The organism is Citrobacter freundii complex sp. CFNIH4, assembly GCF_002934505.1.
Lineage (GTDB): Bacteria > Pseudomonadota > Gammaproteobacteria > Enterobacterales > Enterobacteriaceae > Citrobacter > Citrobacter freundii.
In genome coordinates, this window is sequence record NZ_CP026231.1 from 1,528,531 (window position 1) to 1,549,529 (window position 20,999).

Below are 20,999 nucleotides of genomic sequence, written 5' to 3' on the forward strand. Positions count from 1 at the left end.
CCGAGAGGTTATTTTAGTGCGAAGCGGCGCTGGGTGATTTTCTCCAGGCTAAAGCACAGCAGGTAATAGACCAGTCCGGTAAAGATAAAAATGGCTGCCGGGTAGATTTGCACCCGGCTGTTAACCTGACCGGCAACCGTCGTGAGTTCCGGTACGTTAACGATAAATGCCAGTGACGTGTCCTTCAGTAGCCCAATGAAAATCCCCGTCAACGACGGCAGTACGTTACGCAGCACCTGCGGCAGCAAGACAAGACACAGGGCCTGATCCGGGCGAAACCCCTGAACGATTGCCGCTTCATATTGCCCACCAGGCGGTGCGCTAATTCCAGCATACACCGAGTGCATCACCGAAGCGGTGGTGAACCATGCCAGCGCCAGCGTCACGGTAACGGCACCGGGCAGATCGCTTCCGGTCAGCATGGGTAGCAAATACCACATCCAGAAAATCACAAAGATGAGCGGAATGCCGCGAATAAATTCCGCCCAGATAAACAACCCGTTGCGAACCGCGCCTGGAAATCGCCAGGCGCAGCAGGCAAGAACGATCCCGCCAGGCAGCGCCAGCAAAGCCGCACCGATAGCCATCAGCAAAGTGAGCAGTACACCGCCGGGTTGCCCCTCAGCCACACGTCCCCACAGGAGATAGTCAAGATTGTCGGTAATGACCGAAATATTAGCGATCATGCAGTATGCTCCTGACGCTGAAGATGCGCATTCTTACCTTTGACGATTTACCCGCCGCCGGCCGCGGCCCAAGACGCGTAAGCAACATACCCAGCACGATGCCGGTAAACAGATAGAGTGCGGTGCCAAGGGCAAAGGCTTCCAGCGCGTGCGCGTTGTAGCTCTCAATTTGCCGTACCTGGTAGGTGAGCTCAGCAAATCCAATACCGCTGGCAAGCGAGGAAAGCTTCATCAGGTTGAGATATTGCCCAACAATGGGTTGCCAGGCGTTTGCCAGTCCCTGAGGCAGCAGAATGTGAAGAAATATCGCCCAGGATGAAAACCCCTGCGCCACGGCAGCCTCGCGTTGTCCGGCAGAAACTGCCTGTAAACCTGAGGCGATCTCTTCGACCAAAAATGCTGAGGTAAATACGCCCAGTCCCCATGCTGAACAGATAAACTCCGGCGTTAACCACCAGACATCACCCGGCAGAATTGACCATGGATGATCAGCATTGATGAAGCTAATGACGTCACGGGGAAGCCAGTTCCATGCGGCAAAATACCAGAACATCAGTTGCACCAGTAAAGGTGTATTGCGAAACACCGAGACCCACACCCCGACCATCGTTTTAGCGAGAAGATTGCCCGTCAGTCGCAGGCTGAGCAGTGAGATGGCAATGAGCGTGGCGAGCACGATACCTGCCAGCGTCACCCAAAGCGTGGTAAGAAAACCAGAAATTATCCATTGCAGGGGTTGCCCGCTCAGCACTCCCTGCCAGTCCATTGCATGCATTATGATGATGACTCCTGGTGTAACGGGTCGAGCACTTTTTTCAGGAAACGCTGGGTTCTCGGGTGCTGTGGTTGGACGAAAAAATCCTCCGGCGGGGCCACTTCAAGAATATCGCCACCATCGATGAAAACCACACGATCGGCAATCTCGCGGGCGAAATGCATTTCGTGGGTCACGACGATCATGGTGATACCGCTGTGGGCGAGATTTTTCATCACCTGCAATACCTCGCCGATCATTTCAGGATCCAGCGCGGAGGTGGGCTCATCAAACAGAATAATTTGCGGTGATGAAGCCAGCGCGCGGGCGATGGCCACGCGCTGCTGCTGTCCACCGGACAACTGTGCGGCATAGGCATTGGCTTTTTCCGCCAGTCCCACCTTTTCCAGCAACTCAAGTGCCCGACGATCCGCTTCCGTCTTATTCCAGCCGTGAACATATTCCAGCGCCAGCGCGATGTTTTGCAGTGCAGTCAGATGCGAATAGAGATTGAATTGCTGAAATACGAAACCGATACGGCTGCGTAGCTGGCGTAATGCCGCCCCGCGCAACTGGCTAATTGGTTTACCATCAATGAAGATTTCGCCATCGCTGAGCGACTCCAACTGGTTGATAAGACGTATAAGAGTGGACTTTCCAGAACCGGAAGGTCCCAGAATGGTCACCACTTCACCGGGCTCAACTGCCAGGTTGACGCCGTTAAGTACAGTTTGAGCGCCATACTCTTTAACCACATTGCGTAGCTCGACGCTCGCCTGACGCAAATGGGTAAAATCCGCAGCCGAAGCTGCGGAACGATGAAAAAGGGCTGAGAGCATATTATTTGGCTTCTATTTTAAAAGCGCGGGCTTGTGGATTTTTGGTTTCAGGACCAAACCAGACATCATAAATTTTGGCCGCCTGCCCGGTAGATTCCAGCTTCAAAAGTTCATCGTTGACGGCTTTTAACAACGCTGGCTCACCTTTTTTCACCCCCACGCCAATCTCTTCTTTGCTCAGCAGGTCCGGTAGAATTTTGAAATCTGCTTTATCCGGCGCACCGCCTAATAAACCGGCCAGAATCGTACTGTCCTGGGTGATGGCCTGAACATTGCCGTTGCGCAGTGCAGTTAACGCTAGCGGGATATCGTCATAGGCCAGTACGCGCGACTGCGGGAAGCGCTGATGCAGTGCCTGTTCACCAGTAGTGCCTTTTACCGCGCCGATGCGTGCTTTGCTGTATTGATCGAGCTTATCCGGAGATTTTGCTGGCACAAGAAACTGCTGGCCGGTAACAAAATAGGGGACGGAGAAATCTATTACCTGCGACCGCTCAGGCGTGATCGTGATATCCGCAACGATTAAATCGGCCTTACCAGATTGTAATAACGGAATTCGGTTTGCCGGATTGGTCGCCACCAGTTCCAGTTTTACACCAAGAGATTTGGCCAGCGCTTCGGCAAAATCGACGTCGTAGCCGACAATCTTATGCGTTTTGGCATCGATGGAGCCAAACGGCGGGTTCGCGTCAAATGTTGCGACTTTTACTACGCCTGCGGCTTTGATATCGGCCAGTTGGTCGGCCTGAGCCTGTGAGACGCTAATGCCTGATGCCAGCAGGATGCCGAGTGCCAGCAGTGTTTTTTTCGCGCTGTGAGTTTTTGTTACCATCATTTTGTAAGTCCCTGTCGTTTTTTTTGGTTTGTGCTTTTTACGCTCCCATAACTCAGGTTCAGGACAAAATAAGAAAAAATTCTTATCTATTTACAAAATGTTATTAGTGAAAAAGGTGTTAACAATGGGTAAACGCAATGCGATATGTAGCCAGGCGAGAGGGCATAGCCAGGAGGTAAAAAAAACCGGCATTGCGCCGGTTCGGAAATCAGATTTTGCAGGCGTCACCGCAATCATTATCAGCAATAATTTCTTGCGCTTTCTTGTCTGCATCTTCCAGACGTTCAGCGTTACGCTCTTGCGCTTCTTCCAGTCCATCAAAGACCAGATTATCGAGATCAATTTCCATCATTCACCTGCTCAGGTTCAGCGTTTAACATCACGTTATTATATTGCAAAAATGTTGCTTAACAGCAGCGATTCTTGCTACTTAGCATCGAACGCAATCCGCTGTGCGTATTTATCCGCCAAAGTGGCCCACGGTTCGCAATTGCTAAAGAATTGTTGGTTGTAAATACCGCAAAATTCTCGCTCTCTCTACCGTTTTATTCCCACTTTTTCATTAACGTGATACGCGATCATTTTTAACAAATCTGCGACAAAATCACTATACATATAACTTAATATCTTTTATACATTAATTGTTCAACCCTGCGACTATTCCACAAAAGAGAAAGCTATATGGAACAGACACCTGATAAGAAAAACGATAATTTTCAAAAAGATGGCAAAGAACAGTTCAATAGATCGATCGGTTTAATTTCAAACTTTGCGTTGGGTTTTACCTACCTGTCGCCGCTTACCGCCGTCTATTCGCTGTTTGCGCTGGCCGTAACGCTGGCGGGGCCGCCTGCAGTATGGTGGATTTTAATCGTCGCATGTGGGCAACTTTTGGTGGCGCTGGTGTTTGGTGAGGTCGCTTCCCAGTATCCGATAACCGGCGGGCTTTACCCTTGGGCCAGAAGGTTGTGGGGCAAGAAATATGCGTGGATCGCCGCCTGGATCTACCTGTGGGCACTGGTGGTCACCATTACGTCGATCGCGGAATATACATCAACGTTTGTTGAATCACTCTTCCACTATGGTCAGACTCCAGCCACGATGTTGGTGACTTCCGTCCTGCTGCTACTGTTGATGATGGCGGTTAATATGTCCGGGACTAAAAATCTGGCCCGGGTGGCGAAAATTGGTTTCTGGTGTGAAATTGTCAGCGTGATCGCGCTGGGGATTTATCTGCTGATTTTCCACCGTTCGCAGCCGTTCTCTGTAATTTTTGACTCGATGGGTGTGCTGGCTCATGACGGCAGCTATTCCACCGCATTTATGTCTGCTGCGCTGATGGGACTGTTTATGTTCTTTGGCTTTGAGGCCTGCGGTAACGTTGCGGAAGAGGTGCAGAATCCCAGTAAAAAGATCCCAGTGGCGATGATTTTAAGCATCGTATTCGGCGCGATTTCCGCCATTATTTCTGTTATGGGTTATCTGTTGGCTTCACCGAATCTGGTCAGCATCGTGAATGGCAAAACGTCCGATCCGATCCCGGCAATCCTTAATGAAGCGCTGGGCGAAACCGGCGCGACTGTCTTTATCGTCGTCGCGATTATCGCCATGTTGTCGTGCATTTTGTCTCTCCAGGCTGCGTTAAGCCGTCTTATCTTTTCTTTCTCCCGCGACAGAATGCTGCCGGGAAGTGAATGGATGGCCAAAATCTCTAAAAATGGTGTTCCGGATAATGCCATGGTCGTCAGTTGCCTACTGCCAGTGATCATCTGTGTTTGGGTTTATTTCCAGCCAGATAACCTGTCGCGTATCACCGCGTTTGCTGTTATCGGGATTTACATCTCGTTCCAGATGGTTGTGCTGGCCGCGCTGCGTCAGCGCCTGAAAGGCTGGAAACCGGCGGGGGAGTGGACCATTGGCGGTTGGGGCGTAATCGTGAATGTGCTGGCGTTAGCTTACGGATTGTGCGGGATCTGGTTACTGGCGCAACCGGCAGACAGCAGCGACTTCATTGACCGTTGGACGGTCCTGTTCGGCCTGGCGATTGTCGTTGGCTCAGGACTTATTTATATGTTCCTGACCCGTCCGTTTGGTCGTTCAGCGGCGCCGGAAAACGACGCCATTGCGTATGCCAGTAAGCTCAATATGGGGCAGGATAACTAAAAACTAAGGGCCTTCGGGCCCTTAGTTTTGATAGTGATAAAGGATAAAGTAGTCGCTCTGATACACCACGGTACTATTTGCAGGTGACAGCAATTCACCCACGCGAAAACGTGGCCAACTGGAGAAAATGATCCTGTTTTCCAGATTGGTCAGAATCACATAATCAGGATGAGCGCAGGAGAGCAGTTCGGCTTCTATCTGACTGACCAGCAAATCGACCGCGGCAACACCGAGAAACTGGTCGTTGTAGTAGACCGGGACGGCTGACGTTAGGGTATAGGAGATATTGCAAATATAGTCGACGTAGGGACCGTGGATATAGGCTTTGCCAGCCGGAGGAGAATGCTTAAACCACTCAAAGGTTCTGAAATCCAGTCGTTGTTGCGTGGCCTGATCCAAATCCAGATGCGCCTGGCTCAAACCATTATCTTTCTTATACCACCACTCCAGCAACCAGTACTCTTTTGTGTTTGCGGTGCTCTCAATATGGCTGGCGAATCCCGCTCCTGAACAGTAATGGTTGTCACTGAGCGTGCGCTTGATGTGCTGTTGAACGGTGGATCTTACTGATGGGTCGAGAACGACCTCGGCTGAGGCCTTTTGTACCCCTGAAATCGCCTCATGGATGCTCCTCGCTAGCGCAACGGTAGAATCTACGGTAGAAACAGTTATGTCATCAATTTTACGGATTAATGCGCTTAGGGATGTCGAAGAGCTCATTGTCTGTCCTGCCTTCACTGATTGTCAGTTCGAGTTATATTTCAGCTTTTTTTCAATAAGGTAGTAGGTAAACGTGTCGATGATCCGTGTAGCAAACTGTACTGACTCTGCCTCGTTGTGAGCAGCCAGTGCATCGGCCAGCGCTGAATAAAGCGCGATAATTTCCGCATGAATACTGTCTGTGCGATAAAGTATCGCCACAAGTGATGCCCATTCAGCCTGAACTTGCAGCTCCTGATTGGCCAGTCGCGCTGAATGCGAACTGGCGGCAATCGCCAGCAGACAACGCATATCGGCCTGGGTCATCAGCTCAGGTGAGTTTGCCTTTCTGAGTACCTCGACAAACTCGCGAAATTTGGCGATATCCGCACCGGTCATCCGTCGGGAAGCCAGCCTCGCGCTATGGCTAATAATGGCACAATGCATTTCACCCAGATCAGACAGATAATCCGTACTGATCGCTTTGAACGGGTGCAGGGCGCTATTTTTGCCATCGATATTTTCGCAAACGAAGCTCCCGCCATTACGACCACGAACCGTATGGATAAGATTATTAGCCCGAAGCGTGTTTAGCGCTTCTCTGATAGTGATATGTGAGACACCCATCATTTTTGCCAAATCAGTTTCGTTGGGAAGCTGTTCTTTTGGCTCCAGCAACCCCGTGATAATGGCATTTGAAAGGCGCTGGACTATCTGGTCTGAACGACTGACCTGCCCGATAGGCGCAAATATGACCGCGTGAGTAATCATAATCTTTTCTGTACTCAATTCCCTGAAACAACGACCATTTTTAACACATGCCCGTCGGGCAAGGAAGGTAAGAATGGCCGAGTTATTTTACATGCCTGGGCGCAACGTCACTGCACAAGCGGATGTGTGTCCCGATAACCTCATGATGAGCTGAGCATAACGCGTCAGCTGGCAATGAAAAGCCTTACCTTACAAATGTGAAAATTAAGTTAAAAATGCGAGGCTTATCATAGTGTCAATGTTGCGCATTTGAAAAAATTTTACAATATATATATTACATAAGATTCTTTATGTATTAATTGGCAGGAGACAAGCATGAAAACCCTGAAGCATTTTATTAATGGGCACTATGTAGCAGGCAGCAGCGAAGATAGCTTCGAACTGGTGAGTCCGGTTGACGGTGAAACATACGCAATTTCTCCCAACGCTAACGAGGCGGAGGTAGAGCAAGCCTACTCAGCAGCGGAAGCGGCGTTTAGCATCTGGAGAAAATCGACGCCAGCACAGCGGCAAAAGGCGTTATTGCTGCTGGCCGATGAGATTGAACGCAACGTTGAGTGGCTGGTAACCGCGCAGAGTCAGGAAACCGGTCAGCTTCGCCATTTTATTGAGAAAGAGGAGATTGCGGCATCCTGCGATGCCATCCGCTTTTTTGCTGGCGCGGCGCGCTGTCTTGAAGGGAAGGCGGCCGGAGAATATTCCGCCGGGTTTACATCGACCATCCGTCGTGAACCGCTGGGTATCGTTGGGCAAGTTACGCCGTGGAACTACCCGTTCATGATGGCGGTGTGGAAGATTGCACCAGCGCTGGCGGCAGGCAACACGGTCGTGTTAAAGCCAAGCGACACCACACCAGTTAGTACGCTGCTGTTGGCTGAACTGGCCGCACCTTTGTTTCCGAGGGGGGCGTTTAACGTCGTGTTGGGCAAAGCCAGCACCGGTTCGCTGGTGGTTTCAAATCCGAAGGCTTCACTGGTTTCGATTACCGGTTCGGTCCGCGCGGGTTTGCAGGTTGCGGCTTCGGCGGCGGCAAACCTGACCAGAGCACACCTGGAATTGGGTGGAAAAGCGCCTGCAGTCGTGTTCGCCGATGCGGATATGGACAAGGCGATAGCGACAATCACTACGGCAGGCTTTTTTAATGCCGGGCAGGATTGCACAGCGGCTACACGGATCCTGGTAGAGCAATCCATCTATGCTGAGTTTCTGGAAAAACTGATCCAGAAAACAAAAAGTATCAAATTTGGGCCGCCAGAAGATCAGAATGCGCTGTACGGCGCATTGAATAGCCGGAATCAACTGGAGCAGGTAAAAGGTTTTATTGAGCGTTTACCGGCACATGCAAAAATTGAAACCGGTGGGCGCGCCGGGCCAGGTCCGGGCTTCTATTTTGAGCCGACGATTGTCTCCGGATTGCATCAAAATGATGAAGCTATTCAGCATGAAGTATTTGGTCCGGTAATGACCATTCAGTCGTTTTCTACTGACGAAGAGGCACTACACAAAGCGAATGATGTGGAGTATGGTCTTGCCGCCAGCGTCTGGACCAGTAACCATGGTCGCGCGCAGCGCTTCAGCATTGACCTCGATTTTGGCACGGTGTGGATTAACAATCACATTCCTCTGTGTGCCGAAATGCCGCACGGCGGGTTCAAAAAATCGGGTTATGGCAAAGATCTCTCATCCTATTCGCTCGAAGAATACACTCGGGTGAAACATATCATGTGTGACATTTCTGAATAGAGAGGATTACGATGAAAACAGTAAAAATTGCGGTTCTTTCATTAGTGATGCTCTCTGGCTATAGCTTTGCAGAAAGTACATCGCTGAGTACCGTAAAAGAATATATGGCGGCGTGGAATGCGCATGATGCTTCGCGAGCCGCTCAATATCTTGCGGATGATGCGGTTTATTATGATGCCGCCGCGGGTGAACCGGTAAACGGGAGAGAAAAAGCGGAAAAAGAGGTTATCGGCGCTTTTATTAAGGCGGTGCCAGATCTGAACTGGAAAATGGTTGGCAAACCCGTCTACGACGAAGACACCGTGGCATTCCGTTGGGAATTTTCAGGCAAAAATAGTGGTGAATGGGCAGGGAGTCCGCCGACAAATAATCCGATCAAATTTGAAGGCGTAAGCTATATTCATGTTAAAGCAGGAAAAATCACCTGGCAGGGTGATTATTATGATTCTAAAAAACTGGATGAAGAGTTAAAGCCAGTGAAGTAGTCGGTTGTACCCCTTTATAAATAAGAAGGGGGTATTTCTCTTATTTGTGTCGTATTAAAGGCAGTGTGTAGCAATAAGGAAAAAAGTTAATGGCAATTACCAGACGTGATTTTCTCAACGGCGTCGCGGTGACCATTGCGGCGGGACTTACCCCGCTGGAGTGGGTCAGGGCGACAGGAAAGGGAAACGCATTTATAGATGGAAATTATTATCCTCCTGCGCTGACAGGGCTGCGGGGTAATCATCCTGGATCATTTGAAATGGCGCATGCGCTAGGCCGCGAGCAGAAGCATTTTGATTTAAACGCTCTGCCCGTTGAGGAAGAATACGATCTAGTGATTGTTGGGGGCGGGATTAGCGGGTTAGCTGCCGGTTGTTTTTGGCGTCAAGTTGCCGGGCAAAATAGCCGGGTCCTGATCCTCGATAACCATGACGATTTTGGCGGACACGCCAAACGTAATGAATTTACCAGCTCGGGCAAGAAATTACTCGGTTATGGCGGCAGCGAAGCATTCCAGTCACCCGCGCATAATTTCAGCCCTGAAGTACAAAAACTGATGGAAACCGTGGGCGTCAGCGTCACGCGGTTAAAAGAGAGTTTTGACGTAAACTTCTACCCCGACTGGCAGCTCAGTCGCGGGGTTTTTTTCGACAAGAAGAATTTTGGCGTAACAAAAATCGTCAGCGGCGATCCGGGCCGCGCGGTATCTGATGATATTCCGCCGGACAGGCTCAATGGCCGTAAAATTGAAGACTTTATCAATGATTTTCCGCTAGGTGAGAACGACAGAAAAGCGCTGATCGACCTGCATGTGCGCCCTGGCGATTACCTTCCGGGGATGACGGTTGATGAGAAAATGGAATGGCTGGATACCCACAGCTACAGTGAATTTTTAGCAACAAAAGTGGGTTTGAGCAAAATGGCGCTGCTCTATTTTCAGCAGCGTTCCAATGACTTCTTTGCCATCGGCATTGAAGGCATCTCCTGCAGCGATGCCAGGGCGTGCGCCTTACCCGGCATGGAAGGGATGGGGTTACCGCCGTTGGACGGAGAGTCGCTGGCCGACCTCGAAGAGCCGTATGTTTACCATTTCCCGGACGGTAACGCCGGTCTGGCCCGACTGTTAGTCAGGTATATGCTGCCGGATGCGCTACCGGGTAACACGATGGAAGACTCTGTTCTCGCCAGATTACATTATGAAAAGCTGGATCTACCAGAAAACACCACGCGCCTGCGCCTGAACAGCACAGTGATTAATGCGGCCAACGTGCAGGATGGCGTTGTGGTGACCTACCTGCGTGACGGTAAAATGCACCGTGTGCGCGGTAAGAACACCATCATGGCAGGCTATAACATGATGATCCCGTATCTGGTGCCTGAGATGCCGGAACAGCAGCAGGCGGATCTCAAACTGAACGTCAAGGCTCCGCTGGTGTACACCAACGTGGTGGTCAAAAACTGGCAGGCGTTCAAACAGCTTGGCGTACATGAATTTTATTCTCCAGCGGCACCTTACAGCCGGGTTAAGCTCGACTATCCGGTCAGTATTGGTGGGTATCAGCATCCGGCCTCCCCGGACGATCCGATGGTCATTCACATGGTCTATGTGCCGACCTACCCGGGCAGTAACCTATCGGCCAGAGAGCAGTTCCGCCTGGGACGAGCCTATTTGCTGGGGACCACTTTTGCGGCGCATGAGGAGATGATTCGCTCCCAGTTGCAGGAGATGTTTGGCTCAACAGGCTTTGATAATCAACGCGATATCTCCGCCATTACCGTTAACCGCTGGGCGCATGGCTATGCGTACTACGCCAATTCACTGTTCGATGATATGGATAAAATGCCAGAAATTATCGAGCGGGCGCGTCAGCCAGTCGGTCGCATTGCCATCGCTAACTCAGATTCTGACTGGAGTGCTTATGCCCACACAGCAATCGATCAGGCATGGCGTGCGGTTAATGAACTCAAGGATATGGGGTGATCTATGCGTAACGTAACCATTCTCGCCGCCTGTTTATTTACCGCTTCGGTAAGCGCTGCTGAATCTAACGGTGAATACATCGCGCGAATTTCAGACTGCGTCGCCTGTCATACCGCTGAAGGTGGTGCGGCGATGGCGGGGGGCAAAAAGTTTCCTACTCCGGTGGGGGATATTTATTCGACCAACATAACCCCAGACAAGGCACAGGGTATTGGTAATTACTCATACGAGGATTTTGAAAAGGCGGTACGCCAGGGAATTGCCAAAGACGGTCATCCGCTCTATCCGGCCATGCCTTATCCCTCTTATGCAAAACTTTCTGACGAGGATGTTCAGGCGCTGTATCGCTATTTTATGCATGATGTCACACCGTCTGCGCAACCCAATAAAGAGAATGCCATTCCGTGGCTACTCTCCGCCCGCTGGCCACTGCATATCTGGAACTGGCTGTTTACCGACGCGCCAGCGACGACAGTAGATAGCGCGAAACCAGATGAAAACGCAGCCCTGATAAAACGGGGCGCTTATCTGGTGGAAGGTCCCGGGCACTGCGGTTCTTGCCATACACCGAGAGGCATGGCGATGAATGAAAAAGCCTATACCCATGCTGATGCCGAGTACCTGAGTGGCGCGATGATTGACGGCTGGTATGCGCCTTCGCTGCGGGGCAGCGGTATGTCTGAGCAGGCGTTAAAATCGCTGTTGCTGACCGGTAAGAGCAAGCATGCTGCGGTTTCAGGTTCGATGGCTGAAGTCGTCACGCAGAGTACACAGTATCTGACCGACGAAGATGCCACGGCGATCGCCCAATATCTGCTGAGTCTGAAAAGCGCGAAGCCTGAAACGGTGCGTGCTGCTGCGACTACAGCATCCTGGTCGAATTCACCTGAGGCGGGAAAAGTGACCTATAACCGTTACTGTTCAACTTGTCACGGTCTGGAAGGGAAAGGTACGGATGATAACGCACCTTCTTTGGTCAACAATCCGCTGGTCATGGTTGATGACCCGACGCCGCTGTTCAGAGTGATTGCCCACGGCGCAGAAACACCGACAACGCGTGGCAGCGTCTCCTTCAAGATGCCCGCTTACGGAGGCATGTTAAGTGACAACGAAATGCGCGACGTGATTAATTACGTGCGTAAGACCTGGGGTGAAGGGAATGGCGAAGTAAGCCATGAAGATCTGGCTGGGATTAAAAAAGCATCACATTAAACAGTATGCCGGATAAGGTGCTTGCACCACCATCCGGCAGTGCTTACACGGTGTTTACCCTGATAATATCCGCGAGTCGGGTAAACGCCGCCGACATTTCATGCTCTTCAATACTTGCAAACCCCAGCAACAGGCCGCTGCGTTTCTCTTCATTCACGTAATAGCGTGATAACGGGCGCACCAACAACCCTTGCGCATTCGCTTGTTGGGCAATGACCGCGTCATCGCTCCCTGCGGGTAACTGTAAGATCATATGCAGCCCGGCGTTGCTGCTGAAGGAACCAAGATAATGTTCACCAAGCTGGCGGCTGATAAGCTCTACCAGCATCTGGCGACGACGACTGTATAGTTGGCGCATTTTCCGAATGTGCGCTGCGTAATAACCCTCGCGAATAAACTCCGCCAGCGCGGCCTGAATCAACAGATGTCCACCACGATAGAGGTCGTTATGAACCTTTTTCAGCGGAGCGGCTAACGATTTAGGTAGCACGACATACCCGAGTCGCAGTGCGGGATAGAGTGTTTTACTGAATGTCCCGATGTAGATGACCGGTGTCTCTTCTTCCAGCCCCTGCAAAGAGGGGATCGGCTGGCCGGAAAAGCGGAACTCACTGTCGTAATCATCTTCCACTATCCAACTTCGCGTTTCACGTGCGCGAAAGATAAGTTGCCGGCGGCGACTGAGGCTCATCACCGAACCGAGAGGGTATTGATGTGACGGTGTCACAAAAATAAGTTTTGGCGGTGTTTCGCCTGCCTCCGGCGGGACCATACCTTGTTCATCAACAGGAATAGCCGAAAAATTCACCGCATTGATACGCAGAATATTTTTGATTCCCCAGTAGCCCGGCTCCTCAATCCAGGCGTGATCGCCCGGGTTGCATAACGTTCGGGTCACCAGATCCAGCGCCTGGTGAATACCTTCGGTAATCAGAATTTGCTCCGGCGAACACCGCACGCCGCGAGCGGTGCGCAGATAGTCCGCCAGCGCTTCTTTCAGCTCATTCACACCGCCTGCGGCATCGTAAGTGAGAAACTCCGGGCGCAATCGTCTTGCCAGCCTGTCCTGAATTTTTTTGAGCACCCGGTGTGGGAAATGCTCTACATCAGGTACGCCTGGAATAAACGCGCCCCACTGACGGGGACTGGCGCTGGCATTACCTAACAGCTCAAGGCAGCGGGCAGATAAGCGGGTGTGATCCTCCAGAGCCGCAGCAACAGGTTCTTTATTGGGACGCAGGTTGAGATTGTCCAGCACGCTGTCAGTGACAAATGTGCCGCTACTGGTACGCGCAGAAATATAACCTTCGGCCTGCAACTGCTCGTAAACCCGCAGGACGGTATTGCGCGATAGCGCCAGCTCTCCTGCCAGGTCACGTGACGGAGGCATTCGGGTAGCCGGTTTCAGGCTACCTTCGAGGATGCAACTACAAATGGCGGCATACAGGCGGCGATGTAGTTTTTCGTCAGTCTGCTGACTAAATGCATGCTTGATCACATCTCCGGCAAGTGAACGCATTTGGATCCTTAAAATAAAACGATTTGGCTCTCGATTAAAGTACCAGACGGCGTCTAAATTTAAAGGGTAATTCAACCGAAATGTATTAATGGGCAAGGTGTAGAGAATGAACAATAAAAACCTGCAACAACGTCGTCTGGATGCCACCCCGCGTGGCGTGGGTGTGATGTGTGATTTTTATGCCCAGTCGGCAGAAAACAGCACGATTACCGATATCGAAGGCAATCAGTACATTGATTTTGCCGCCGGGATTGCCGTGCTGAACACCGGACACCGCCATCCTCGCCTGGTGCAGGCAGTCGAAGCGCAACTTCAGGCTTTTACCCATACGGCTTATCAGATTGTCCCGTACGAAAGCTATGTGTCTTTGGCTGAGAAAATCAACGCCGTCGCGCCAATCGATGGCAAGCGTAAAACCACATTCTTCACCACCGGGGCTGAAGCGGTAGAAAACGCGGTGAAAATTGCGCGCGCACATACCGGGCGTCCTGGCGTTATCGCATTTGGCGGTGGTTTTCATGGTCGTACTTACATGACGATGGCGTTAACCGGCAAGGTGGCACCCTATAAAAAAGGTTTCGGTCCGTTCCCTGGCTCTGTTTACCATGCTCCGTATCCTTCTGAATTACAGGGTATTTCCACGGCGGATTCCCTAAAAGCGATTGAGCGTCTATTTAAAGCCGATATCGATCCAACCCAGGTTGCGGCAATTATCTTCGAACCCGTCCAGGGCGAAGGGGGCTTCGTGGTGGCACCGCCGGAATTTGTGGCTGCCATCCGCCGTATTTGCGACGAGCATGGCATCGTGATGATCGCCGATGAAGTACAAAGCGGGTTTGCCCGTACGGGCCAGCTGTTTGCGATGGATCATTACGCCGATAAAGCGGACCTGATGACCATGGCGAAAAGCCTCGCGGGCGGTATGCCGCTATCTGGCGTCGTGGGCAAAGCCGAAATCATGGATGCACCTGCGCCGGGTGGTCTGGGTGGAACTTACGCCGGGAACCCGCTGTCGATCGCGGCGGCCCATGCAGTACTGGACATTATTCATGATGAACAGCTGTGCCAGCGTGCGGCGGCCCTCGGCGAACAGCTGCGCGCCGCTCTGACAGATGCGCAAGCAGGGTGTCCTGAACTGGCCGAAGTGCGTGGTTTAGGTTCTATGATTGCTGCTGAATTCTGTGATCCAGCGACAGGGGAACCCAACGCTTCCGCCGCACAACGCGTGCAGAAGAAAGCCCTTGAGCAAGGACTGCTGCTGCTGACCTGCGGTCAGTATGGCAACGTTATTCGTTTCCTTTACCCGCTGACGATTCCGCAGGATCAGTTCGCCAAAGCGCTTCAGATCATCAAAGCGGCGACGAAATAGTCCCGTATACCGCAGAAAAGACATAAAGCCGACGGTTGTCATCACCGTCGGCTTTATTATTGCCGGCATAAATTGATCTTCCTCGTGTGTAGCGCGGTATTTATCGCGAATGGGTTGCCAGTCATTACGTTATATAATTTAATGCATATCGTTTTTACTCCTCTATTCAGATGGTATCCCATGTTAACTTTCCGCTCTTTTGTGCTGGTATGCGCCAGCATGTTATTTGCGTTTTCTGCGCAGGCCGACCGTACGATCACCGATCAGCTTGGTCGTCAGGTCACGATTCCTGACCATGTGGACAAAGTGGTCGTGCTGCAACACCAGACGTTGAATATTCTGGTCCAGCTCAATGCGCAGCAGGACATTGTTGGCGTGATGTCGAGCTGGAAAAAACAGCTCGGGCCTGAATTTGCGCGCTTTATGCCGACGATTACTACATTGCCGACGCCGGGCGATCTCACCAGCGTGAACATCGAAAGCCTGCTGGCAATTCATCCACAGGTGGTGTTTGTCGCCAACTATGCGCCCGCGGAGATGATCCAGCAGATTCAGAACGCCGGTATTCCGGTCGTGGCTATCTCATTGCGCAAAGATGCCGACGGGCAACAGAATAAAATGAACCCGACTATGGCCGATGAAGAGCAGGTCTACAACGAAGGGTTAAAGCAGGGTATTCGCCTGATTGCGGATGTCGTGGGGCGCAAACCGCAGGCTGAAACGTTAATCGACTACGTTTTTGCGGCACGAGCAAAATTCAATGCGCCGGTTGCAAACATCCCGGATGCGCAAAAAGTCCGTATTTATATGGCTAACCCCGACCTGATGACTTACGGCTCCGGGAAGTACACCGGACTGATGATGCAGCACGCGGGGGGATTGAACGTGGCGGCTGCCAGTGTGAAAGGGGCCCGTCAGGTTGCGCTGGAGCAGGTATTAGCGTGGAACCCGCAGGTGATTTTTGTCCAGGATCGCTATCCGCAGGTGGTAACTCAGATCCAAAACGATCCGAACTGGCAGGGGATTGATGCGGTGAAAAATCATCGTGTCTGGTTGATGCCTGAATACGCCAAAGCCTGGGGCTATCCGATGCCGGAGGCGTTGGCGATCGGTGAACTGTGGATGGCCAAAAAACTGTATCCGGATGCCTATAAAGATGTGGACGTTGATGCGCAGGCGCATGATTACTATCAGCGTTTTTATCGTGTGAACTGGCAGTCTGATGCAGCTAAGTAACCGTTTTTTGCCCCAGCAACCGCTCTTAATCGTTGTGGTCCTGTTGCTGGGCGTCAGTTCGCTATGCCTCGGACAATATCCGCTGTCGTTAAGCGAGGTGTTTTACCACCTGACGCACTATAGCGACGCTGAGGGAATAGCCAGCCAGGTGATCTGGACGGTCAGATTACCGCGTATTCTGATGGCGTTGCTGGCGGGGGGCGCGCTGGGGTTATGCGGGGCGACGTTGCAAGGAGTATTTCATAATCCGCTGGTCGACCCGCATATTATCGGTGTGACGTCGGGGGCGGCCTTTGGCGGAACGCTGGCCATCCTGCTCGGTCTTTCGCCCTTGCTGATGATGGGGTCAACGTTTTTCTTCGGTCTGACGGCATTGATCCTGGTGTATGCCATTGCTGCGTTACAGGGGCTGGAGAATACGCTGGTGTTGATCCTGTCAGGTATCATTTTGAGCGGTTTTTTTGCCGCGCTGGTGAGCCTGATCCAATATCAGGCTGATACCGAAGAGACGTTACCTAATATTGTGTTCTGGCTGCTGGGGAGCTTCGCGACGGCCAACTGGCATAAAGTACTGCTATTGGCGGTTCCAGTCGGTATCGCCGCGACGGTTTTGTTCCAGCTACGCTGGCGGATAAACCTGTTATCGCTCAATGACAAAGATGCCAGAGCACTGGGGGTGGCGGTGGTTCCTCTGCGACGCAGCGTTTTGGTGTGCTGCGCATTTTTGGTCGCCGCTCAGGTGGCGGTCAGCGGCAGTATTGCCTGGGTTGGGTTGGTTATTCCGCATCTGGCGCGTTTGCTGGTGGGCGTTGATCATCGTCGTCTACTGCCGTGCGCCTTCTGGTTGGGGGGCGGTTTTATGATTGTCGTGGATGATATTGCCCGCACCCTGATGCACGCGGAGATACCGCTGGGGATCATCACCGCATTGTTCGGTGCGCCGTTGTTTGCTTTCTTGCTCATTCGTACCAGCCGTCGGGAGAAATCATGATACCTGCCGCACTGCGCGTAAATCAGCTTTCTTATGGGTATCGCGCGCCGCTATTTGAGCCGCTAACGTTCTGTTGCCAGAAAGGTGATATCTGGGCCGTGCTTGGACGTAACGGTCTGGGTAAAAGTACGCTGCTTGATACGCTAACCGGCACGCTGCCTGCTTTAGGCGGGAGTATTGAAAATAACGGTGGGATAGGAATTGTGGCACAGCATAGCCATCTACCGTTTCCTTATACGGTCAGCGATGTGGTGCTGATGGGGCGAGCACAGCACGTGAAGCTTTTTGCGCAACCCAGCCAGCAGGATCAACAAAGAGCAATGCAGGCATTAGAGCAGTTGAGTATTGCGCATCTTGCCTCCAGCTCATTTGGCTCACTTTCTGGCGGGCAGCAACAGTTAGTGATGATTGCCCGGGCTCTGGTGACTGAGTGTCAAACGTTGTTACTTGATGAACCGTGTTCCGCGCTGGATCTCGCCAATCAGCAGGTGGTGCTCCAGCTCATCAGCGATTTGGCCCATCAACAGGGATGCAGCATTCTCTTTTCGACCCACGATCCGCTTCATGCGTTGCAGGTTGCTTCCCATACTTTGCTGCTACTCCCTGAAGGTAAATGGCGGGCAGGGCCAACGGACAGCATTGTGACCGAAGAGAATCTGTTTCTGGCCTATGGCTTACCGCTGCGAAAACTTAGCGTGGAGAATCACCCTACGCCGTTTATCGCACCGTTGTTTTCTATTCGGCGTTAAGCGGTAAGAATCCTGCGGCGGTAAGGAACGCCTGACCGCTGCGGGAAAGTATGAATTCAACCAGCGCCATGACTTCTTTGGATGCATCAAGCACCGCCAGTTGGTATTCGCAGCAAATATTGTGCTCGTCCGGAATAGCCACGTAATGTACGTCGGTCATCGCGTGCAGCGCGTGTGCGTAATGCGCGTAACCGATAAACAGATCGGCCAGCCCCTGGCGCAGGATCCAGGCGCTCGCCAGTTCTCCTTGCGGGATTTTTATCGTATCACGGCCACCAACCAGTGGGATAGCGCGCGCCCGAAGTTGCTGCCCGAGTCCTGGTTCCAGTACATCCATATTGTCGAAAAATGCCCAGGTATAGTCTCCGGAAGGGTCGCAGCCGGGCGTTGATGTCCCTGGTCGCAGCGTTGGGTCGCGGAGTAAATCCAGCCAGGTTCCGATTCGGTTGCTGACAAGGCTCAGTTTGTTCCAGCAAAAGGTGTGCGTTGAGACGGCTTTATTACGTACCAGCAGGTTTTGCGGATGTTCCCGGTTGGCGGAGGCAAAGAGCGCACACGGTTCACCCGTTTCAATACGCTCGCGCAGTAAACCGGCCGGACCATATTCAATCTTGACGTCTATTCCACTCATGCGCGTGAACTGGCTTATCAGCGGGGTAAATGCTGGGCGTAAACTGCCCGCGGCGAACAGGAGAATGGAAGAGGGCATGGTATCCGGGCTCTGACGAAAGACATTATACGAAGAAGATGAATGATACGCGTTGAGCATGGAATTTAGAATGATTTAACGCATTGCTATTGTAGCAACGTAGGAAATGATAAAACTGAAGATAAACGATAGTTTTGAGGGGAAATAGCACCAAATCGAAGAGATGATTTGGTGCGTCCGAGTGGACTCGAACCACCGACCCCCACCATGTCAAGGTGGTGCTCTAACCAACTGAGCTACGGACGCAAGATGGTGCGTTCAATTGGACTCGAACCAACGACCCCCACCATGTCAAGGTGGTGCTCTAACCAACTGAGCTATGAACGCAACGTTGTAGGTGACAACGGGGACGAATATTAGCGGCACAGACCGAATGAGGCAAGAGGGAAATGGCATTTTTCTTCCTGATCTCACGCGATTGCAGAGTAATTAAGCAAGTTGATTATATTTTGTTGATTTTGCAGCGTGTTTTTTATTCAGGCAGCAGGCAGGGGCATAATGGGAACGGTTTGAATGACATGAGCACTCAGTCTTTTAGCGTTGCAAGGATCGTGGCTTCTATTTTCTCTTGAGTCGTGTAGGGGGCAAAACGCTTAAGCGGCTTACCGTCGCGCCCGATCAGGAATTTAGTGAAGTTCCACTTGATCCACCCAGCACGCCGGGTAATTCATCTTTCAGGAAACGAAACACCGGATGCGTCCCAGCGCCGTTGACGTCCACTTTCTCAAACATCGGGAAGCTCACACCGTAGTTGATGTGACAGGTTTGTGCGATTTCATCGGCTCCACCAGGTTCCTGTTTACCGAACTGGTTGCAGGTGAAACCCAGCACCGCCAGACCCTGTGCGGCGTACTTCTTATAGAGCACTTTGAGGCCTGCTATTGTGGCGTGAATCCACAATGACTGGCGGTATTAACCACCAGCACCAGTTTGCCAGCGTAATCGGCCATCGAGATGGGTTGGCCATTGAGACTGGTGGCAGTAAGTTGATGAAAGGTGGTCATACCGGAATCCTCAATTAAGTTCACATTACTCATATTGCCTGCGGGTTATAGGCTTCGCTTAGTGACTTTTTATTATGGTAGCAACCGTAAGATTAATAAAATGACTAAGTTGAGAGGAATTGCTCCGCCATCAAACTCACATTTAATCTGCCGTGGCAGAGTTAAAAAATCCACGCCAGGCGTGGATTTTAAGAGGGCGTGGGAAGCAGGAGTTAGCGCTCGTTTTTTGCCATTAACAGCGCCAGGTCGACGAGCCGATTGGAGAATCCCCATTCGTTATCGTACCAGGCGAGAATTTTGACCATATTGCCACCAATTACCAACGTTGACAGGCCGTCGATAATGGATGAACGCGGGTCACCCTGGTAGTCGCTTGAAACGAGCGGTTCATCGCTATAGCCCAGGATCCCTTTCAGCGGCCCCGTCGCGGCGGCGTTACGAAATGCATTATTGACTTCTTCTTCCGTTACATCCCGCTCAAGCGTGACGGTCAGGTCGACAATTGACACTACCGGAACTGATACGCGCAGCGAATAACCGGTTAAGCGACCATCCAGCTCAGGGATGACTTTGCCAAGCGCCTTTGCAGCACCGCTTGAGTAGGGCACTATCGACAATGCAGCGGCGCGGGCGCCACGAAGATCTTTTTCCGGTTGGTCGTGCAGCGCCTGGCTGTTGGTGTAGGCATGGGTGGTGTTCATCAGACCATGCTTAATACCGAAATGTTGGTGCAAAACCTGCGCGGCAGGTGCCAGACCGTTGGTGGTGCAGCTACCGTTGCTGACGACAAAGTGTTTATCCGCCGAGTAGAGATGATCGTTAACGCCCATCACGATGGTTAAATCATCGTTTTTACCTGGAGCAGAGATAATTACGCGCTTTGCGCCACCGCTGTGGATATGTACTGCCGCCTTGTCTCGTTCAGTGAAGAAGCCGGTTGCTTCAATGACAATATCGACTTCACGTTGACGCCAGGGGATTTTGGCTGGGTCGCGTTCGCTAAAAACAGTAATGGAATTACCGTTAACGACCAGTTGCCCCTCACTGGCGGCGACGTCGGCATCGAGTTTACCCAGCAGCGAATCGTATTTCAGCAGGTGCGCCAATGTTTTACTGTCAGTCAGATCGTTGATTGCCACAATCTGAATATCCGAGTTACCCAGTGCAGCACGCAGTACGTTACGTCCGATACGGCCAAAACCGTTAATACCGACCTTTACCATGATCAACTCCTTATCTGTTGTCTCTGGCAT

19 protein-coding genes, 2 tRNA genes and 1 pseudogene are annotated in these 20,999 nt (G+C 51.8%); 9 read left to right on the forward strand and 13 right to left on the reverse strand.

The window, feature by feature from the left end; translation table 11 throughout:
• Positions 1-8: 8 nt before the first annotated feature.
• From C2U41_RS07825 to C2U41_RS07845, 5 genes are all read right to left on the reverse strand, one after another.
• A complete protein-coding gene (locus C2U41_RS07825) occupies positions 9-686 on the reverse strand; it encodes an amino acid ABC transporter permease (protein WP_103848727.1) in 678 nt (225 codons plus the stop codon).
• Complete coding sequence (locus C2U41_RS07830) at positions 676-1,461, reverse strand: amino acid ABC transporter permease (protein WP_049016162.1); 786 nt, start codon at positions 1,459-1,461, stop codon at positions 676-678. The genes C2U41_RS07825 and C2U41_RS07830 overlap by 11 nt, the downstream gene beginning before the upstream one ends.
• A complete protein-coding gene (locus tag C2U41_RS07835) occupies positions 1,461-2,279 on the reverse strand; it encodes an amino acid ABC transporter ATP-binding protein (protein WP_003029322.1) in 819 nt (272 codons plus the stop codon). The genes C2U41_RS07830 and C2U41_RS07835 overlap by 1 nt, the downstream gene beginning before the upstream one ends.
• A gap of 1 nt (position 2,280) precedes the next feature.
• Positions 2,281-3,114 carry an ABC transporter substrate-binding protein gene (locus tag C2U41_RS07840; RefSeq protein ID WP_003836534.1) on the reverse strand — a complete coding sequence of 278 codons (834 nt, stop codon included), beginning with the start codon at positions 3,112-3,114 and terminating at the stop codon, positions 2,281-2,283.
• A 208-nt stretch (positions 3,115-3,322) separates the two neighbouring features.
• Positions 3,323-3,463: a hypothetical protein gene (locus C2U41_RS07845; protein ID WP_003832695.1), complete on the reverse strand. Its 141-nt coding sequence runs from the start codon at positions 3,461-3,463 to the stop codon at positions 3,323-3,325.
• A gap of 332 nt (positions 3,464-3,795) precedes the next feature.
• Between C2U41_RS07845 and C2U41_RS07850 the strand changes: the two genes are divergently transcribed.
• Positions 3,796-5,277 (forward strand): APC family permease, encoded by a 1,482-nt coding sequence (locus C2U41_RS07850; RefSeq protein ID WP_003029313.1) that lies wholly within the window; start codon positions 3,796-3,798, stop codon positions 5,275-5,277.
• Positions 5,278-5,298: 21 nt separating this feature from the next.
• On the opposite strand, the gene C2U41_RS07855 is transcribed toward C2U41_RS07850, so the two are convergent.
• The gene (locus C2U41_RS07855) at positions 5,299-5,997 is read right to left on the reverse strand and encodes a cache domain-containing protein (protein WP_003029308.1); all 699 of its coding nucleotides are present in this window, start codon (positions 5,995-5,997) and stop codon (positions 5,299-5,301) included.
• A gap of 24 nt (positions 5,998-6,021) precedes the next feature.
• The gene (locus C2U41_RS07860; RefSeq protein WP_003029304.1) at positions 6,022-6,747 is read right to left on the reverse strand and encodes a FadR/GntR family transcriptional regulator; all 726 of its coding nucleotides are present in this window, start codon (positions 6,745-6,747) and stop codon (positions 6,022-6,024) included.
• A gap of 315 nt (positions 6,748-7,062) precedes the next feature.
• Here C2U41_RS07860 and C2U41_RS07865 point away from each other — a divergent pair, with 315 nt between their 5' ends.
• The 4 genes from C2U41_RS07865 to C2U41_RS07880 all read left to right on the forward strand — a co-directional run bounded on the left by C2U41_RS07865 (position 7,063) and on the right by C2U41_RS07880 (position 12,169).
• Positions 7,063-8,490: a gamma-aminobutyraldehyde dehydrogenase gene (locus C2U41_RS07865; protein ID WP_032935879.1), complete on the forward strand. Its 1,428-nt coding sequence runs from the start codon at positions 7,063-7,065 to the stop codon at positions 8,488-8,490.
• An 11-nt stretch (positions 8,491-8,501) separates the two neighbouring features.
• On the forward strand, positions 8,502-8,975 hold the full coding sequence (locus C2U41_RS07870) for an ester cyclase (RefSeq protein ID WP_032935878.1): 474 nt from the start codon (positions 8,502-8,504) through the stop codon (positions 8,973-8,975).
• A gap of 89 nt (positions 8,976-9,064) precedes the next feature.
• Complete coding sequence (locus C2U41_RS07875; protein WP_003843507.1) at positions 9,065-10,957, forward strand: NAD(P)-binding protein; 1,893 nt, start codon at positions 9,065-9,067, stop codon at positions 10,955-10,957.
• A 3-nt stretch (positions 10,958-10,960) separates the two neighbouring features.
• Complete coding sequence (locus C2U41_RS07880) at positions 10,961-12,169, forward strand: c-type cytochrome (RefSeq protein WP_044699939.1); 1,209 nt, start codon at positions 10,961-10,963, stop codon at positions 12,167-12,169.
• A 43-nt stretch (positions 12,170-12,212) separates the two neighbouring features.
• Here C2U41_RS07880 and pdxR read toward each other — a convergent pair whose 3' ends face one another.
• The gene (pdxR, locus tag C2U41_RS07885; protein WP_103848728.1) at positions 12,213-13,688 is read right to left on the reverse strand and encodes a MocR-like pyridoxine biosynthesis transcription factor PdxR; all 1,476 of its coding nucleotides are present in this window, start codon (positions 13,686-13,688) and stop codon (positions 12,213-12,215) included.
• A gap of 106 nt (positions 13,689-13,794) precedes the next feature.
• Here pdxR and puuE point away from each other — a divergent pair, with 106 nt between their 5' ends.
• The 4 genes from puuE (at position 13,795) to C2U41_RS07905 (ending at position 18,033) form a co-directional block, all read left to right on the forward strand.
• Positions 13,795-15,057, forward strand: a complete 1,263-nt coding sequence (gene puuE / locus C2U41_RS07890; protein ID WP_032935874.1) for a 4-aminobutyrate transaminase — start codon at positions 13,795-13,797, stop codon at positions 15,055-15,057.
• 180 nt (positions 15,058-15,237) lie between these two features.
• Positions 15,238-16,293: an ABC transporter substrate-binding protein gene (locus tag C2U41_RS07895; protein WP_071687004.1), complete on the forward strand. Its 1,056-nt coding sequence runs from the start codon at positions 15,238-15,240 to the stop codon at positions 16,291-16,293.
• A complete protein-coding gene (locus tag C2U41_RS07900; RefSeq protein ID WP_003029283.1) occupies positions 16,280-17,284 on the forward strand; it encodes a FecCD family ABC transporter permease in 1,005 nt (334 codons plus the stop codon). Before C2U41_RS07895 ends, C2U41_RS07900 begins: the two co-directional genes overlap by 14 nt.
• Entirely contained in the window at positions 17,281-18,033 is a 753-nt protein-coding gene (locus C2U41_RS07905) for an ABC transporter ATP-binding protein (RefSeq protein ID WP_003836510.1), read from the forward strand. The genes C2U41_RS07900 and C2U41_RS07905 overlap by 4 nt, the downstream gene beginning before the upstream one ends.
• On the opposite strand, the gene C2U41_RS07910 is transcribed toward C2U41_RS07905, so the two are convergent.
• From C2U41_RS07910 to gap, 5 genes and pseudogenes are all read right to left on the reverse strand, one after another.
• Positions 18,020-18,742 (reverse strand): substrate-binding domain-containing protein, encoded by a 723-nt coding sequence (locus C2U41_RS07910; RefSeq protein ID WP_044699935.1) that lies wholly within the window; start codon positions 18,740-18,742, stop codon positions 18,020-18,022. The genes C2U41_RS07905 and C2U41_RS07910 overlap by 14 nt on opposite strands.
• A gap of 169 nt (positions 18,743-18,911) precedes the next feature.
• A tRNA-Val gene (locus C2U41_RS07915) sits at positions 18,912-18,988 on the reverse strand.
• 4 nt (positions 18,989-18,992) lie between these two features.
• Positions 18,993-19,069 (reverse strand) — tRNA-Val (locus C2U41_RS07920).
• Between the two features lie 199 nt (positions 19,070-19,268).
• A pseudogene (locus tag C2U41_RS07930) lies at positions 19,269-19,746 on the reverse strand (glutathione peroxidase).
• A gap of 212 nt (positions 19,747-19,958) precedes the next feature.
• Complete coding sequence (gene gap / locus C2U41_RS07935) at positions 19,959-20,969, reverse strand: type I glyceraldehyde-3-phosphate dehydrogenase (protein ID WP_103848729.1); 1,011 nt, start codon at positions 20,967-20,969, stop codon at positions 19,959-19,961.
• Positions 20,970-20,999 lie beyond the last annotated feature (30 nt).